This is a genomic window from Rhizobium sp. BK529 (assembly GCF_014194105.1).
Classification (GTDB): domain Bacteria; phylum Pseudomonadota; class Alphaproteobacteria; order Rhizobiales; family Rhizobiaceae; genus Rhizobium.
This window is the reverse complement of the sequence record NZ_JACIAU010000007.1, coordinates 13,575-29,791: the sequence shown is the minus strand read 5'-3', so window position 1 is coordinate 29,791 and position 16,217 is coordinate 13,575. Positions and strand designations below refer to the sequence as shown.

14 protein-coding genes are annotated in these 16,217 nt (G+C 59.6%); 4 read left to right on the top strand and 10 right to left on the bottom strand.

What is annotated here, in order from left to right:
• Positions 1-75 precede the first annotated feature (75 nt).
• From FHX08_RS29615 to FHX08_RS29575, 9 genes are all read right to left on the bottom strand, one after another.
• The gene (locus FHX08_RS29615; RefSeq protein ID WP_132657625.1) at positions 76-606 is read right to left on the bottom strand and encodes a winged helix DNA-binding protein; all 531 of its coding nucleotides are present in this window, start codon (positions 604-606) and stop codon (positions 76-78) included.
• Entirely contained in the window at positions 599-4,255 is a 3,657-nt protein-coding gene (locus FHX08_RS29610) for a hydantoinase B/oxoprolinase family protein (protein WP_132657624.1), read from the bottom strand. The genes FHX08_RS29615 and FHX08_RS29610 overlap by 8 nt, the downstream gene beginning before the upstream one ends.
• A gap of 176 nt (positions 4,256-4,431) precedes the next feature.
• Positions 4,432-5,229, bottom strand: a complete 798-nt coding sequence (locus FHX08_RS29605; protein ID WP_132657623.1) for a transporter substrate-binding domain-containing protein — start codon at positions 5,227-5,229, stop codon at positions 4,432-4,434.
• Positions 5,230-5,339: 110 nt separating this feature from the next.
• Complete coding sequence (locus FHX08_RS29600) at positions 5,340-6,068, bottom strand: amino acid ABC transporter ATP-binding protein (RefSeq protein ID WP_132657621.1); 729 nt, start codon at positions 6,066-6,068, stop codon at positions 5,340-5,342.
• Entirely contained in the window at positions 6,052-6,705 is a 654-nt protein-coding gene (locus FHX08_RS29595) for an amino acid ABC transporter permease (RefSeq protein WP_132657619.1), read from the bottom strand. Before FHX08_RS29595 ends, FHX08_RS29600 begins: the two co-directional genes overlap by 17 nt.
• An 8-nt stretch (positions 6,706-6,713) precedes the next feature.
• A complete protein-coding gene (locus tag FHX08_RS29590) occupies positions 6,714-7,397 on the bottom strand; it encodes an amino acid ABC transporter permease (protein WP_132657617.1) in 684 nt (227 codons plus the stop codon).
• Between the two features lie 86 nt (positions 7,398-7,483).
• A complete protein-coding gene (gene kduD / locus FHX08_RS29585) occupies positions 7,484-8,239 on the bottom strand; it encodes a 2-dehydro-3-deoxy-D-gluconate 5-dehydrogenase KduD (protein ID WP_132657813.1) in 756 nt (251 codons plus the stop codon).
• A gap of 5 nt (positions 8,240-8,244) precedes the next feature.
• Entirely contained in the window at positions 8,245-9,081 is an 837-nt protein-coding gene (gene kduI, locus FHX08_RS29580) for a 5-dehydro-4-deoxy-D-glucuronate isomerase (protein ID WP_132657615.1), read from the bottom strand.
• Positions 9,071-9,859, bottom strand: coding sequence for a GntR family transcriptional regulator (locus tag FHX08_RS29575; protein ID WP_132657614.1), 789 nt, complete (start codon positions 9,857-9,859; stop codon positions 9,071-9,073). Before FHX08_RS29575 ends, kduI begins: the two co-directional genes overlap by 11 nt.
• A 458-nt stretch (positions 9,860-10,317) precedes the next feature.
• Here FHX08_RS29575 and FHX08_RS29570 point away from each other — a divergent pair, with 458 nt between their 5' ends.
• The 4 genes from FHX08_RS29570 (at position 10,318) to FHX08_RS29555 (ending at position 13,660) form a co-directional block, all read left to right on the top strand.
• Positions 10,318-11,316, top strand: a complete 999-nt coding sequence (locus tag FHX08_RS29570) for an ABC transporter substrate-binding protein (protein ID WP_132657606.1) — start codon at positions 10,318-10,320, stop codon at positions 11,314-11,316.
• Between the two features lie 101 nt (positions 11,317-11,417).
• Entirely contained in the window at positions 11,418-12,305 is an 888-nt protein-coding gene (locus FHX08_RS29565) for a proline/glycine betaine ABC transporter permease (RefSeq protein ID WP_132657604.1), read from the top strand.
• Positions 12,298-13,317: a glycine betaine/L-proline ABC transporter ATP-binding protein gene (locus tag FHX08_RS29560; protein ID WP_132657602.1), complete on the top strand. Its 1,020-nt coding sequence runs from the start codon at positions 12,298-12,300 to the stop codon at positions 13,315-13,317. The genes FHX08_RS29565 and FHX08_RS29560 overlap by 8 nt, the downstream gene beginning before the upstream one ends.
• Before the next feature lie 142 nt (positions 13,318-13,459).
• Complete coding sequence (locus tag FHX08_RS29555; RefSeq protein WP_132657600.1) at positions 13,460-13,660, top strand: hypothetical protein; 201 nt, start codon at positions 13,460-13,462, stop codon at positions 13,658-13,660.
• A 188-nt stretch (positions 13,661-13,848) separates the two neighbouring features.
• Here the strand turns inward: FHX08_RS29555 and katG are convergent, their stop codons facing one another.
• A complete protein-coding gene (katG, locus tag FHX08_RS29550) occupies positions 13,849-16,032 on the bottom strand; it encodes a catalase/peroxidase HPI (RefSeq protein WP_132657599.1) in 2,184 nt (727 codons plus the stop codon).
• Between the last annotated feature and the right edge of the window lie 185 nt (positions 16,033-16,217).

The window sequence follows — 16,217 nt, the reverse complement described above, 5'->3', positions numbered from 1 at the left end:
CGATACTGCGAGGCAATTATGTTCGGCCCGTTGGAGCTGCGGGGCTTTGCCTGCTCAAAAAAGCCAACGCTCCGCTCACAGGGTGGCGGCCGATCTTGCAGCCTGCTCGTAATAACCCGAGAGGGCGCGCAGATGGGCGGCGATACTGGAAAGATCCTCCTGCGAAAGGCCGGAAACCTTCGTCGCCTCGACGAGCAGGCGCTCACGGATTTCCGAATAACGCCTCAACGCCTCCAGACCCTTGTCGGTGACCTGGATTATCTTCTCTTTGCCTGATTTTCCGGTTTTGACGAGCCCCGCCGCTTCAAGCTTCTTCACCGCGTAATTGGCAACATGTGTATCTTCGATATCGAGCACAAGGCAGAGGTCGGACAATGTCTTCGGCCGGTCTCGATGGCGGACCGAGTGGATGATCAGGATCTCGACCGGCGACAGGCTAGGCACACCCGCGGCCGCCATGCAACGGACCATCCAACGATTGAAGGCGTGGGAAAAGAGGATCGATCCGTATTCGAGTTCCGAGAGGGCCGGCGAGCTGCCAAGCGCCAGATGAGCGGACGATACGATCAGATTGCGCGCAGGCTTCTGTTCCTGATCGTCAGCCATCAAGGCGTTCCTCATCACGAACGGCACCACTGGGCGGCCCATATCCGCCACCAGTAGGCGTCACCACCGTGAAGGCTTCGCCGGCCTCCAGCACCGTATGGGCAGCCCCGGTCAATTCATCAGTTCTGCCGTCATTCCGGCGCACGTAATTGTGGCCAATCTCACCCGATTCGCCGCCCTTCAGCCCAAAAGGCGCGACGCGGCGATGGCCGGAGAGGATGGCAAATTCGAGCCTCTCAAGCGTGCGGATCGTGCGCTGCGTACCGTTGCCGGCATGCCACTGACCGCGACCACCGGAATTCGGCCGGATATGGAAATCCTCCAGCACGACCGGGAAACGGCTCTCCAGAATTTCCGGATCGGTGAGGCGCGAATTGGTCATATGCGTATGGACAGCATCGGCCCCGTTGAAGCCAGGACCGGCCGGCGCACCGGAGCAGATGGTTTCGTAATATTGATACTTGTCGTTGCCGAAGGTGAGGTTGTTCATCGTACCCTGGGCTGCGGCCATGGCGCCAACGGCGCCGATGAGGCAATTGGTGACCGCCTGACTGACTTCGACATTGCCGGCGACGACGGCCGCGGGATAAGCCGGAGTAAGCATAGTGCCATCGGGGATGACGATGCGGATCGGCCGCAGGCAACCCGCATTCATGGGAATATCAGCCTCAACGAGCACGCGGAAGACATAAAGCACGGCCGCGCGGGTAACGGGCGCCGGCGCGTTGAAATTGTCCGGCCGCTGCGGCGAAGTACCGGTGAAATCGACTGTCGCTTCGCGCTTTTCCCGATCGATCGAGATCTTGACAACGATCTTGCAGCCCTGATCCATCTCGTAGGAAAATTGCCCGTCCGGCAGCCGGTCGAGAACACGTCGCACGCTTTCGGCGGCATTGTCCTGCACATGGGCCATATAGGCATCGACCACGTCCTCGCCGAAAAGCGCGATCATCTTCTTCAGCTCCGCCACACCCTTTTCGTTGGCGGCAACCTGCGCCTTCAGGTCATTGACGTTCTGCGCCAGCGTGCGTACCGGATAACGCGCCCCGGTCAAGAGATCGGCAAGGGCATCTTCACGGAAATGGCCTCGATCGAGCAGCTTGAAATTGTCGATATAGACGCCTTCCTCCTCGATATGTGTCGCAAGCGGCGACATCGAGCCCGGCGAGATGCCGCCGATATCGGCATGATGCCCACGGCTCGCCACCCAGAAGCGGATGCGTGTCCCGGCATCATCGAAGACCGGCGTGCAGACGGTCAGATCGGGCAGATGCGTGCCGCCATTATAGGGCGCGTTGATCAGGAAGACGTCACCCGGTTGGATGATCGGATTTTCGCGAATGGCGGTCGCGACAGATGCATCCATGGAACCGAGATGCACGGGCATATGTGGCGCATTGGCAACGAGATTGCCCCGCGCATCGAAGACCGCGCAGGAGAAGTCCAGCCGCTCCTTGATATTGACGGAATAAGCCGTGTTCTGCAGCGTGACGCCCATCTGCTCGGCGATCGACATGAAGAGGTTGTTGAAAATCTCCAACATAACGGGATCGGCCTTGGTGCCGATCGCCGTGCGTTCCGGCGAGGCCTTGATGCGGGTCAGCACGATATGATCGCGCGCCGTCAGCTTCGCCTGCCAGCCATCTTCCACGACGATGGTCTGGTTCTGCTCGATAATGATGGCCGGTCCGGTGACGGTCTGACCAGGAAGGATACGATCGCGCAGAACGACCGCAGCATCATGGCTCTCGCCCTGTGAATGGAAGCGCGTATGGCGGATGGCGGGCGCTTCACCGCTGCCCGTCTCGCCACGATCGACATCGATCTCAGCAGCTGCACCGCCGATGCATTCGACTTCGGCTGCTTCGACGACCAGAGGCTTATCCGCGGCGATGAAACCGAAGCGACGCTTATGCAGCACCTCAAACTCTTTTCGAAGCCGTGTTGCATCATCATCTTGCGGGAACAGTGCCTCGACAGCGAGCAAGGTATCAGTGCCAGCATAGCGGATATGGGCACGAAGCACCGTCTTGATCTTGGCGGCATCCACGCCCTGCGCAACAAGCTCTAGAAGGCATTCACCCTGCAGCTCAAGGCCAAGCGCAGTAATCGCCGCCGGAGCCTTTCGATCGAGCGACACGCCGAGTGCCTTCTGACGGGTGGAGCGGATGTCGGCAAGCCCCATGCCATAGGCCGACAATAGCCCGGACATCGGATGCAACAGGATGCTTTTCATGCCGAGCGCATCGGCGACCAGGCAGGCATGCTGGCCGCCGGCGCCACCGAAGCAATTCAATACATAACGCGTCACGTCATAACCGCGCTGGACGGAGATCTTCTTGATCGCCTCGACCATATTGGCGACGGCAATGCGGATGAAGCCGTCAGCCACTTCTTCCGGGCTGCGCCCATCGCCGATCTCGGCTGCCAGTTCGGCAAATTTCCGCCGCACCGTCTCGACATCGAGCGGCTGATCCTGGTTCGGACCAAAGATTGCGGGGAAGAAATCCGGCAGCAGCTTGCCCGCCATGACATTGGCGTCGGTGACCGCGAGCGGCCCGCCATTGCGATAGCAGGCTGGACCTGGATAGGCTCCGGCAGAGTCAGGCCCGACGCGGAAGCGGCCGCTCTCAAAATGCAGGATGGAACCGCCGCCGGCTGCCACCGTATGGATCAGCATCATCGGCGCGCGAACGCGCACGCCAGCGACTTCCGTTTCGAAGGCGCGCTCATATTCGCCGTCGAAATGCGCAACATCCGTCGAGGTACCGCCCATGTCGAAACCGATCACATGGTCGAAACCCGCCTGTTCGCCGGTCTTGGCAAGACCGACCACCCCACCCGCCGGACCGGACAGGATCGCGTCCTTGCCCTGAAACAGGTCGGCCGCCGTCAGGCCACCTGACGACATCATGAACATGACGCGTGCGCCGGTTCTTGCGACATCAAGCTCATCCGATACTTGCCGCACATAACGGCCGAGCACCGGCGAAAGATAGGCATCGACAACGGTCGTATCGCCTCGGCCGACCAGCTTGATAAGCGGCGAAACCTCATGGCTTACGGAAACCTGCTCGAAACCAATGGCGCGAGCAATGCGCGCAGCCGCTGCCTCGTGCTGCGGATATTTATAGGCGTGCATGAAGACGATGGCGACGGCGCGATAGCCCCTGACACGCAGATCGCGCAGCGCCGCTTCGGCCGCGGTCTCGTTGAGCGTTATCTCGACAGTCCCGTCAGCGAGCACGCGTTCGTCAAGCTCGATCACATCCTGATAGAGCGCTTCGGGCTTAATAATCTCGGTCGCAAAGATCTTCTTGCGTTCCTGATAGCCGATGCGCAGAGCGTCGCGGAAACCCTTTGTCGTGATCAATGCCAGGCGCTCACCCTTACGCTCGAGCAGCGCATTGGTCGCGACGGTAGTGCCCATACGCACCTCGCCGATCAGGCCGACCGGGATCGGCTCACCGGTGGTTAAACCGAGATGGAGACGGATCCCGTGAACAGCGGCATCGCGGTAGGCCTCCGGATTTTCGGAGAGAACCTTGCGGGCGTGCAAGACACCGGACGGGTCGCGCCCGACTATATCGGTGAAGGTACCGCCACGATCGATCCAGAAATCCCAGCTACTAGCTGTAGTGTCCGACAAAATCGCCTCCGCCGTTCGTTTTCGATATTGCTAAGAAATTATCGATAAATCGTCAACGTTGTGCGATGTGGATCTGCTGTACTGGTTCGGTGTTGGCCGAAAAGCAAACGCCGCGGTCAATAGACCGCGGCGCTGAAAGGACCAAACGGGCGCTTAAAAGCACCCGCTCGCCATGTTTATGAACGAGATGTCAAATCGTCAGGCAGTTCGGCATTGTGGTACTTGCGATAGATGTCGCGCAGCACCTTATTGCCGAAGTTGGTCTTGACCCACTGGTCGAGCCAGGTCTTCAGGTTCGCTTCGCCTTTCGGGATACCGATGCCGAGGTTGGTTTCCTTCTGGGTGAATTTCACCTGCAGGGGGTGGTCGGCCATCTTCTTGTTGATGCCGTTGATGACAGCCGACTGGCTGGAGAGAATATCGACCTGACCAGAGACGACCGACGTGATCAGCGTTGCGTCATCCTCGAAGCGGACGATATTGGCGCCCTTTGCATTGGCGGTGATGTCCTGATCGTTGGTCGTGGCGCGAGTGACACCGATGCGCTTGCCATCGAGATCGGCATAGTTCTTGATCTCAACGCTCGGTGGAGCCGCGACGACGAGGGCCAGCGTCGCATAGGGGACGGAATAGTCGATTGCCTTCTTGCGCTCTTCGGTAATTCCGAGCGAGGAGACGACCATGTCGGCCTTGCCGGTCTGGACCGAGGGTACACGGGCGGCGTTGGTGATCTCGACCAGCTCGAGCTGCACGCCGAGATCCTTGGCGATCAGCTTTGCGGTCTCGATATCGGAACCTGACGGCTGCAGGTTTTCATCCACGAAGGAATATTCGGGAATGCCCATCGCGACCGCGATGCGCACCTTGCCGGCCTTCTTAATGTTGTCGAGAACATCGGCATGGGCGACGCTTGTCAGCGCCAGCAGGCCAGCACCTGCCAGAACTGTCAGTTTCGAAATCATTTTGCTCGGCATATTCCAAGTCTCCTCTACTCGATTGCCTCTGCCCGTTCTCCGACGGGCCTCCTCTAAAAACCCGCATCGGCTCATCCGAGGCAGGCAATTTCCTCCCGCTCGCGCGAGGCCTAAAGCTCTGCGGCCATGAATTCCTTGAGTTCGAGCGTCTGCGGGTTGCTCAGGATATCGGCGCCACCCGTCTCCCAGACCTTGCCGGTGTGCATGTAGATGACGCGATTGGCGGCGCGCTTGGCAAAGCCCATCTCATGGGTGACGACGATCATCGTCATGCCTCCGCGGGCAAGATCTTCCATGACGCGCAGCACTTCGCCAGTCAGCTTCGGATCAAGAGCCGAGGTCACCTCATCGAACAGCATCACCTTCGGCTGCATGGCGAGCGAGCGGGCGATGGCCACGCGCTGCTGCTGGCCGCCGGACAGTTGCTCCGGATAGGCATCGATCTTTTCCGACAGGCCGACCTTGGCGAGCACCTGTTTGGCGATCTCGAAGGCCTGATCCTTGCGCATGCCCTTCACGCGACGCAGGGCCAGCATGATGTTTTCGGCGACCGTCATGTGGGGGAAAAGGTTGTAGCTTTGGAACACCATGCCGATATCCCGGCGCAAGGTTCTGAGATCGAGCCGCGGATCGTCGACACGATGGCCGCAGACTTCGATCGAACCGTCCTGGATCGTCTCCAGACGGTTGATGCAGCGCAGAGCCGTGCTCTTGCCGGAACCGGACTGGCCGATCAGCGCCACCACTTCGCCGGCATTGATCTCGAAGGACACACCCTTCAGCACCTCCAGCGCACCGAAGCGCTTGACGACATTGGTGAGTTTAACGGCGACCGACATTGAGTTTCCTCTCGAGAGAGCGGCTCCAGACCGACAGCGGATAGCAGACGCAGAAATAGAAGAGCGCAGCGATGCCGAAGACCAGGAAGGGCTGGAACAGGGAATTATTGATGACCTGCGCCGCACGCGTCAGCTCCAGGAAACCGACGACCGAAGCAAGCGAGGTATTCTTGACAAGCTGGACGAGGAATCCGACCGTCGGCGGCGTGGCGATCCGCAGCGCCTGCGGCAGGATCACGTCCCGCAGCGCCTGCCAGCGCGTCAAGCCAAGGCATTCAGCCGCCTCGAACTGGGTGCGCGAAATGGACTCGACCGAACCGCGCCAGATCTCCCCGAGATAGGAACTCGAATAGATCATCATGCCGAGGCCGGCCGCCGCCAGCGGCGGCACGGAGATATTGATCACCCCGAGGCCGAAATAGAGGATGAACATCTGGATCAGGAGCGGCGTACCCTGGACGATCTGGATATAGATCAGCGCTGCGCGCCGGACCCACAGGAAGCGGGAAATACGGCAGAGCATGACGAAGAAGCCGGCAATACCACCTAACAGGAAGGCGAGCGCGGATAGCACTACCGTCCAGAGGAGGCCATCGAGCAGATAGATCAGGTGATTGAAGGAAAACCCACCGAGCATGGCAACCTCTAGAGCGACGTACCGAGCCGGCGGCGGCGCGGGAAGGCGATGAGACCGAGGCCGTAAAAACCTGCCCGCATCAGATAGGTGATGGCGATATAGAGGACCGCGACGACCACATAGGTTTCCAGCGATCGGAATGTGTTCGATTGGATGTTGTTGGCGACGCCCGTCAGCTCCTCGGCGGAGATCTGCGAAGCGATCGAGGTTGACAGCATCATCAGGATGAACTGACTGGAAAGTGCCGGGTAAACACGCTCGATCGCCGGCAGAAGGATGATATCGCGATAGATCTGGAGCTTCGACAGGCCGAGCGCTTCAGCCGCCTCGATCTGGCTCGGATGAATGGAATCCATGCCGGCGCGCACGATCTCGGCCGTATAGGCACCGACATTGATGACCATGGCAAAGACAGCCGCCGCAATGATCGGCAGACGGATGCCGACTGAAGACAGGCCGAAGAAGATGAAGAAGATCTGCACAATGAAGGGCGTGTTGCGCACCGTCTCGACATAGATGCTGACCAGGGTACGCAACGGCCCGATCGACGAGCGGCGGGCGACCGCGCAGGCGACGCCGATCACCAGACCGATGATCACCGAAAAGACGGTGATTTCGAGCGTGACGAGCGCGCCGGACAGGAAATCGCTCCAATAGGGCAGCAAGGCCGAAAAATCGAACTGGTACTGCATATCCTCCTCCATTCCGGCCACGCCAACTCCACTGGCGCGACCTCGCCGTGCCACCGGACGGCGTCATGTCTCCTCCGGCCGTCGCGTCAGCGCGCCAGCCAGCCTCCATCGACGGGCAGCACGGTGCCGTGTACGTAATCGGATGCCGCGGATGCCAGGAACACCGCGGCACCGCCGATATCGCCAGGCTCGCCCCAGCGGCCGGCGGGTATGCGCGCCAGGATGCTCGCATTGCGATCGGCATCCTCACGCAGCGCGGTCGTGTTGTTGGTGATGAAATAGCCGGGGGCGATGGCATTGACGTTCACGCCCTTGCCCGCCCATTCGCAGGCAAGCAGCCGGGTCAGACCTGCAAGGCCGCTCTTCGATGCCGTATAGGAGGGGATGCGGATCCCGCCCTGAAAGGAGAGCAGCGAAGCGATGTTGATGATCTTGCCGCGCCCTTTTTCGAGCATATGACGGGCAGCGGCCTGAGACAGGAAAAAGGCTGTCTTCAGGTTGACATTCATCACCGCGTCCCAGTCTTCCTCGGTGAAATCGATCGCATCGGTGCGGCGGATGATGCCGGCATTGTTGACGAGAATGTCGAGCCCTCCAAAACGCTCCAGCACCTCCGCAACGATCGGCTTAACCGGTTCGATCGTGCCAAGGTCTGCCTGGATGACGTGGAATCCCACCCCCGCCCTCGCGACCAAGGCTTCCGTCTCATCCATCGACGAGCGGCCGACGGCGACGATCGAGGCACCGGCTTTTGCCAGCGCAACGGCGATCCCCTGTCCGATGCCGGTATTGGCGCCGGTGACGACAGCTATTTTTCCCGAGAGATCGAAGAGAGCCTGCATCGCCATCATCTCAGATCGCCAATAGCGATATGGTCCATATCTGTGAAGCTCTTGTTGTCGCCGGCCATTGCCCAGATGAAGCTGTAATTCTTTGTGCCTGCACCCGAATGGATCGACCAGGGTGGCGAAATGATCGCCTGTTCGTTGGCAACGAGCATATGGCGGGTCTGTTGCGGCTCGCCCATGAAATGGAAAACACGCTGGTCGGCATCGAGGTCGAAATAGAGATAGGCCTCCATGCGCCGGTCATGCGTATGGCTCGGCATGGTGTTCCAGATGCTCCCGGTCTCCAAGCTAGTGAAGCCCATGGTCAGCTGGCAGGACTGGCAGACCTCCGGATGAATATACTGGTAGATCGAACGTTTGTTGGCGGTTGCCGCCTCGCCCGGCGTCAGATGCCGCGCCTTGTCACGTGTCAGAAGTACGGTCGGATGGCTTGCATGGGCCGGCGTCGAGACGAGGTAGAATTTTGCCGGATTGCCGGCATCTCCGCTTTCAAAGCTGATATCGACGGCGCTTCGGCCAACATAGAGGCAGTCATACTTCGCCAGTTCGTAGGCCCTGCCATCAACGACCACGCGGCCCGAATGACCGACATTCAACACGCCGAGTTCGCGCTCTGCAAGAAACCTATCCTGGCCGATCGCCTTCGGTGCAGTCAACGCCAACCCCTTGCCGAGTGGCGCAGCACCACCGATGACCATACGGTCGTAGTGGGAATACGTGAGCCTGATTTCACCTGATACAAACACCGTCTCGACCAGGAAATGACGCCGCAATGCTTCAGTATCGAAGCCGCGGACCGCCTCAGGATGGGAGGCGTGTCGTACGTCAATCTGCATTGGAATGATCCTTCTCTCCTACAGATGCCGCCATCGGCGGGGCATCCTCAATGAAATAGGCTGGGTCGAGCATCTCGGCCTTCTCGACTTCGTGCAGCAGCTTGCCGAGATGAAATTCCATAGCGGCCTTCGCCCCATCCTTGTCACCGCTGCGCATGCAATCGATGACGGCGGCGTGCTCTTCGATGACGCGCGCAAGTCGGCCCTGCTGCGGCAGCGTCAGAAGACGGTAACGATCGCTATGCACCTTAACTTGCTGGATAATCGCCCAGATGCCGGGGAAGCCGGCGATAGTGCTGATCAGCTGGTGAAAATTGTTATCGATGATGTGGAAGGTCGCGACGTCGCCCTCCCTATGGCAGGCATCGAGATCGGCAAGATTGCGCTCCAGCGCCTTAAGGCCAGCCGGCGTCATCTTCTCGACCGCGATCGAAATCGTGGTGTCTTCCAGCGCCTTGCGCACGAGGATCGCTTCATAGAGCGCCCGGCGCGGGATACGGGAAACGAACGTGCCCGATTGCGGAAAGACGTCGACGAGACCGTCATCTGCAAGACGAATGATCGCTTCACGGATCGGCGTGCGGCTGACACCGAACTGCGCCTCAAGCTCTTTCTCGTTCAAAAGCTCCATAGGTTTCCGGCGGAGCGACACGATATCGTCTAGGAGCGCATTGTAGACGAGCGTCGCCGCCCGCGGGGCCGCCGCCCTCTGGTGCGAAAGCAACGTGACCCCTTGTAGGGAGCGCTTCTTACGCATCATTCCAGAGGACGAATTCATCGCGTTCCTTTACCGGCAAGAACCGAAAATCGAATGTTTGAAATCACCGGGAACCGCCTCCCTTTGATTGATGCGGAAGTAATATATTAGTATCCAACTTCTTGCAAGTGTATCATCGAGCACCTGGAAACCGTGGAAAAACTGCTTTATGAGCGGGAGTTGGCATTGGGGGCAAAGGGCGATGCCGCTCATCATCAGTGATCGCGATGGGAAATTTGCCGATCAACCGAAAGATATGACGACCCGATTGCACCAACCACCACGTGATGACGCCGCACCATCGTTCCGTCAGCGACGCCGTATTTAAAACAGCATTGAAAGAAGGTTCTAATGCGCCATTTTTTGACGCAACCAGAATGGCCGTTGCGGTCTTAAAACAGGCTCAATGCAAGGGTCGGCGTACGCGGTGGCGCCGGCGCCCCGGTTAGGGATACACCGCGACCAGAGGGAACAAAAAAATGAAAGTACTTTTGGCCTCCACCATTCTCACAGCCGGCGCCATGTTCGCGGGCGGAAGCGCTTTTGCCGCCGATTGCGGCAATATCACAATCGCAAGCATGAACTGGCAATCCGCAGAAGTGGCTGCAAGCCTCGACAAGATGATCCTTGAGGAAGGTTATGGCTGCACGGCAGAAATCGTCAGCGGCGATACCGTCCCCACGCTCACTTCCATGGCCGAAAAGGGCGAGCCGGACGTTGCGCCCGAAGCCTGGGTCAGCCTGCAGCCGGAACTGGTCAAGCGCGGCCTTGAAGGCGGCAAGGTGGTCGAGGGCGCCAAGATCCTCTCGGATGGCGCCATCCAGGGCTGGTGGATCCCCAAATATACCGCCGAGGCTCACCCCGACATCAAGACCATTCCGGATCTTCTGAAACATCCCGAGCTCTTCCCCGCTCCGGAAGATAAGAGCAAGGGCGCCGTCTTCAACGGCCCGCAGGGATGGGGCGGCACCGTCGTCACCACACAGCTCTTCAAAGCCTATAATGCCGAGAAAGCAGGCTTTACGCTCGTCGATACCGGTTCGGCGGCGGGCCTCGACGGTTCGATCGCCAAGGCCTATGAAAGCAAGCAGCCCTGGGTCGGTTATTATTGGGCACCGACTTCTCTGCTCGGCAAATATGAGATGGTCAAGCTCGGCTACGGCACGGAATATGATGCCGCCGAATGGAAGCGCTGCACCTCTGTTGCCGATTGCCCTGATCCCAAACCGAATGCCTGGCCTGCCGATGACGTGCAGACGCTGATCAGCAAGAAATTTGCCGACCGGGGCGGCCCCGCTATCGATTATCTGAAGAAGAGGGCATGGACCAACGACACCGTCAACAAGCTGATTGCCTGGATGACAGACAACCAGGCAACAGGCGAAGACGGCGCCAAATACTTCCTGAAGAATAATGAGCCCCTCTGGAAGGACTGGGTCTCGCCGGAAGCCGCCGAAAAGATCAAGGCGTCGCTTTAATCAATCAGACATGGGCAGCCTTGCCGCTGCCCAGACAATCCTTCGGCGCGACGGCCAAAACAACAATCGGCCGCCGCCATTATCTATTTTGGGGAACCGGCATGGATTGGCTCTGGAAATTTCCGACAATGAACGACGATGTGCTGCGCGAACTGAAGAAGAGCGTCGACGAAGGATTTCGCGCCTTCACTCGGGCCTATGGCGACAGCATCGAAGCAGCCTTCAGCCCGCTGCAAAGTTTTCTCATCTGGGCAGAACGGCTGCTGACCGGCACGCCCTGGCCAATCATTCTGATTGCTTTTGCCGCCATTGCCTGGTTTGCCAGCCGCAGCTGGAAGGTCGTCGTCGGCTGCGTTCTGACGCTCGTTGTCATCGGCTATTTCGACATGTGGCAGGATACGATGAAGACGGTGTCCATGATCTTCGTCTGTACCGTGCTTTCGATCGTCATCGGTCTGCCGCTCGGCATCCTGATGGCACGGTCGAACGCGATGCAGAGGATCGTCAACCCGATCCTCGACGTCATGCAGACCATGCCGAGTTTCGTCTACCTCATCCCCGTCGTCATGCTTCTCGGCATCGGTCGAGTTCCTGGCGTCATTGCCGTCGTTATCTACGCCCTGCCGCCGATGATCCGTCTCACCAATCTCGGCATCCGCATGGTGGACGAGAATGTCCTGGAGGCAGCCGATGCCTTCGGCTCGTCGAGCTGGCAGAAGCTTCGCAACGTCCAGCTGCCGCTGGCGCTGCCGACCATCATGGCCGGTATCAACCAGACGATCATGATGGCGCTCGCCATGGTGGTCATTGCCTCCATGATCGGCGTTCAAGGGCTTGGCCAGCCGGTCCTCAAGGCCATTTCCAACCAATATTTCACCCTCGGCGTCTTCAACGGTCTCGCAATCGTCGGCATTGCCATCATCTTCGACCGGATCAGCCAGGCCTATGGCCTGCGGCTACAGAAGCACCGGGAGATCGTGCATGGCTAGCAATTCGATCGAGATCCGGAGTCTCTTCAAGATCTTCGGCCCGCGCGGCCGCGACTATGTGGAAGCCGTCAGCAAGGGCATGTCAAAGACCGAGCTCAATAAGGAGCATGGTCATGTGCTCGGGCTGAAAGACATCAACATCACCATTCCCGGCGGCAAGATCACGGTCATCATGGGTCTTTCCGGCTCCGGCAAGTCGACGCTGATCCGCCACATCAACCGGCTGATCGATCCCACATCGGGCGAAGTCCTCTACGGCGGTGCGGATGTCTGCCGCATGGATACCCTGCAGCTTCGCGAATTCCGTCGCCGGAAGACCGCCATGGTTTTCCAGCGTTTCGGCCTGCTGCCGCATCGCAACGTTCTGCAGAACACAGTCTACGGTCTCGAAATCCAGGGGGTCGCAAAGGCGGAGCGCGAGGAACGGGCCAATGCCTGGATCAAGCGCGTCGGTCTGGAGGGCTTCGGCGGGCACTATCCGAACCAGCTCTCCGGCGGTATGCAGCAGCGCGTCGGCCTGGCGCGGGCGCTCACCAATGATGCCGAAATCCTTCTGATGGATGAAGCCTATTCTGCGCTTGATCCGCTGATCCGCGTCGACATGCAGACGGTCCTCCTCGATCTGCAGAAAGACCTGAAAAAAACGGTGGTCTTCATCACTCACGATCTCGACGAAGCTCTTCGGCTCGGGGAGAAAATCGCCATCCTGCGTGACGGTGAAGTCATCCAGCAGGGTTCGGCGGCTGAGATCGTCCTCAGCCCCGCCAATGATTACATCGCCGCCTTCGTCAAGGAGGTCAATCGCGGTCGGGTGATCAGGATCGGTGCCGTCGCGAAGCAGATTTCGGTCGAAAGCCAGCTGCAGCTTTTCGAAGACATGGATATCGAAGGAGCCCTGCGTGAAATGTCTCGCGCCGACGTCTCCTCTGCCGCCGTCATATCACGGGAAGGTCAGCTGCTTGGGGGCATATCGCTGCAGCAGTTGCTGGCGCTGCTCCTGCATCAGGCATAATAACCTTAAGCAATCAGACGGCATGCGCCTCAAACGCGTGCCGTTTGTTTAAACATGGTTAATTTTTTCATTATAATCATCTCATGGAAGGAACCGAACGACACGTCCGGGTGTTGATAGCACGCTGTGGAGGACCCTGAAGATGTTCAAATTTTTCTCGATCAATCCGTCGACCGAGGACTTCGGCGCTGATACCGGCACCTATGCCGACGGCATGACCGACCGCTACTACCGTGATCTGACCGGCCGCACTGAACACCGTTTTCGCTCGGCCCACGAGCGCGACTATGGCGCAGCCCGCGAGATCGTTGAACATGCGCCCCGCGGCGCGGTCGGCAACTGACGACGTAGAAATGGACGAAAAATCCCGCGTCCAATACGGCATCGACCTGAAACCGGAATCGACTCTCGGGGATTTTAAGACGTAGATTCAAGAGTGAGAGCGTCCTTTGCGCGTCCGGATGGACGCGCAAAGGACGCTCTGACGTTTGGACGCGATGGCATCCGCCGCGTCCAAACAGAGCTTTCCAATCAGACGAGATCGAAACGATCAGCGTTCATCACCTTGTTCCAGGCGGCAACGAAATCCTTGACGAACTTCGCCTTGCCGTCCGACTGCCCGTAGACTTCAGCAAGAGCACGAAGCTGCGAGTGCGAGCCGAAGATCAGGTCGACGCGGGTGCCGGTCCATTTCAGTTCCTTCGTCTTGCGATCGCGCCCTTCGTAGACGCCATCCTTGCCTGCAACGGGAGCCCAGACGGTGCCCATGTCGAGCAGGTTGACGAAGAAGTCGTTGGTCAGCGTTTCCGGATGCGCTGTAAAGACGCCATGCTCGGGCTTGCCGACGTTCAGGACGCGCAGACCGCCGACGAGCACGGTCATTTCAGGCGCAGTCAGCGTCAAGAGCTGGGCACGGTCGACGAGCGCTTCCTCGGCCTTCATGAACTGCTTGCGCTTGCTGTTCACATAGTTGCGGAAACCGTCGACGCGCGGCTCCAGAACTGCGAAGGACGCAACGTCAGTCTGCTCTGCGGATGCATCCATGCGGCCCGGCGTAAACGGCACGACGATGTCGTGACCGCCGGCCTTGGCCGCCTTCTCGACGCCGGCCGCACCGGCAAGCACGATCAGATCGGCAAGCGAGATCTTCTTGCCGCCGGTCTGCGCGGCATTGAAGTCCTTCTGGATGCCTTCCAGAACACCCAGAACCTTGGCGAGCTGCGCCGGTTCGTTGACCTCCCAATCCTTCTGCGGAGCAAGGCGGATGCGCGCGCCGTTGGCGCCGCCGCGCTTGTCGGAGCCGCGGAAGGTCGAGGCCGAAGCCCAGGCCGTCGAGACCAGTTCCTGCACCGAAAGACCAGAGGCCGCGACCTTGGCTTTGAGACCGGCGATGTCCTGGTCGTCCACGAGCGGATGGTCGACGGCCGGGATGACGTCCTGCCAGATCAAGTCTTCGGCCGGCACTTCCTTGCCGAGGTAGCGCACCTTCGGTCCCATATCGCGGTGGGTCAGCTTGAACCAGGCCCGGGCGAACGCGTCGGCGAACTGATCCGGGTTTTCCATGAAGCGGCGCGAGATCTTCTCGTAGATCGGATCGAAGCGCAGCGCCAGATCGCTGGTCAACATGGTTGGCAGTTGCTTTTTCGAAGGGTCGTAGGCGTCCGGAATGGTGGCTTCGGCGTTCTTCGCGACCCACTGCTTGGCGCCGCCCGGGCTCGTCGTCAGCTCCCATTCGAAACCGAAGAGGTTTTCGAAGAAGTAGTTGCTCCACTTCGTCGGCGTCTGGGTCCAGGTAACTTCCAGACCGCTGCCGATGGCATCGCGCCCGACGCCGCTGTTGAAGGTGCTCGCCCAGCCCAGGCCCTGGGCTTCCAGCTCACCACCTTCCGGATCGACACCGACAAAGGACGGATCGCCCGCACCATGGGTCTTGCCAAAGGTATGGCCGCCGGCAATCAGCGCGACGGTCTCTTCGTCATTCATTGCCATGCGGGCGAAGGTCTCGCGGATGTCACGCGCGGACGCGAGCGGGTCGGGAGTGCCGTTCGGGCCTTCCGGGTTGACATAGATGAGGCCCATCTGCACGGCACCGAGCGGCTCTGCAAGCTCCCGTTCGCCGCTATAGCGCTCGTCGCCGAGCCAAGTGCCTTCCGGACCCCAGTAGAGCTCTTCCGGTTCCCAGACGTCGGCGCGGCCGCCGGCGAAACCGAACGTCTTGAAGCCCATGGATTCGAGCGCGACGTTGCCTGTCAGGATCAGCAGGTCGGCCCAGGAGATGCTGTTGCCGTATTTCTGCTTGATCGGCCACAGCAGGCGGCGGGCCTTGTCGAGGTTGACGTTGTCAGGCCAGGAGTTGAGCGGCGCAAAGCGCTGCTGGCCCTGACCGGCACCGCCGCGGCCGTCGGTGATGCGGTATGTGCCGGCGCTGTGCCAAGCCATGCGGATGAAGAGACCGCCGTAGTGACCAAAGTCAGCCGGCCACCAGTCCTGCGAATCCGTCATCAGCGCGTGCAGATCTCTCTTCACCGCATCGAGGTCGAGCTTCTTGAACTCTTCGGCATAGTTGAAATCCTTCCCCATCGGATCCGAAAGGTCGGAATGATGATGCAGCACCTGCAGGTCGAGCTGGTTCGGCCACCAGTCACGATTGCCTCTGCCACGTGCTCCCGAGTGGTCAACCGGACATTTGCCCGCATTTTCAGGTTTCTGGTCCATAGTTTTCTCCTGTTGCTCCAGGCGACCGTTCAACAGTCGCCTTGTCCGTTAAACTATCGGGCCTGATTGCGTGCCTACACTCGTCCGGTTCGATCGGGGTGCACACATCCTCCCTCTCCTGCCTTTTTATCGGAAGCATATGATAATTTTAAGTTGGATTTACTGATGGCCGCGATAAGTTCGCC

Coding starts and splice junctions, on each gene's coding strand:
- FHX08_RS29590 (WP_132657617.1), bottom strand. CDS start 7,397: ATGCAGTACCAGTTCGATTTTTCGGCCTTGCTGCCCTATTGGAGCGAT.
- FHX08_RS29575 (WP_132657614.1), bottom strand. CDS start 9,859: ATGAATTCGTCCTCTGGAATGATGCGTAAGAAGCGCTCCCTACAAGGG.
- FHX08_RS29615 (WP_132657625.1), bottom strand. CDS start 606: ATGGCTGACGATCAGGAACAGAAGCCTGCGCGCAATCTGATCGTATCG.
- FHX08_RS29600 (WP_132657621.1), bottom strand. CDS start 6,068: ATGTCGGTCGCCGTTAAACTCACCAATGTCGTCAAGCGCTTCGGTGCG.
- katG (WP_132657599.1), bottom strand. CDS start 16,032: ATGGACCAGAAACCTGAAAATGCGGGCAAATGTCCGGTTGACCACTCG.
- FHX08_RS29555 (WP_132657600.1), top strand. CDS start 13,460: ATGTTCAAATTTTTCTCGATCAATCCGTCGACCGAGGACTTCGGCGCT.
- kduI (WP_132657615.1), bottom strand. CDS start 9,081: ATGCAGATTGACGTACGACACGCCTCCCATCCTGAGGCGGTCCGCGGC.
- kduD (WP_132657813.1), bottom strand. CDS start 8,239: ATGCAGGCTCTCTTCGATCTCTCGGGAAAAATAGCTGTCGTCACCGGC.
- FHX08_RS29605 (WP_132657623.1), bottom strand. CDS start 5,229: ATGCCGAGCAAAATGATTTCGAAACTGACAGTTCTGGCAGGTGCTGGC.
- FHX08_RS29570 (WP_132657606.1), top strand. CDS start 10,318: ATGAAAGTACTTTTGGCCTCCACCATTCTCACAGCCGGCGCCATGTTC.
- FHX08_RS29560 (WP_132657602.1), top strand. CDS start 12,298: ATGGCTAGCAATTCGATCGAGATCCGGAGTCTCTTCAAGATCTTCGGC.
- FHX08_RS29565 (WP_132657604.1), top strand. CDS start 11,418: ATGGATTGGCTCTGGAAATTTCCGACAATGAACGACGATGTGCTGCGC.
- FHX08_RS29595 (WP_132657619.1), bottom strand. CDS start 6,705: ATGCTCGGTGGGTTTTCCTTCAATCACCTGATCTATCTGCTCGATGGC.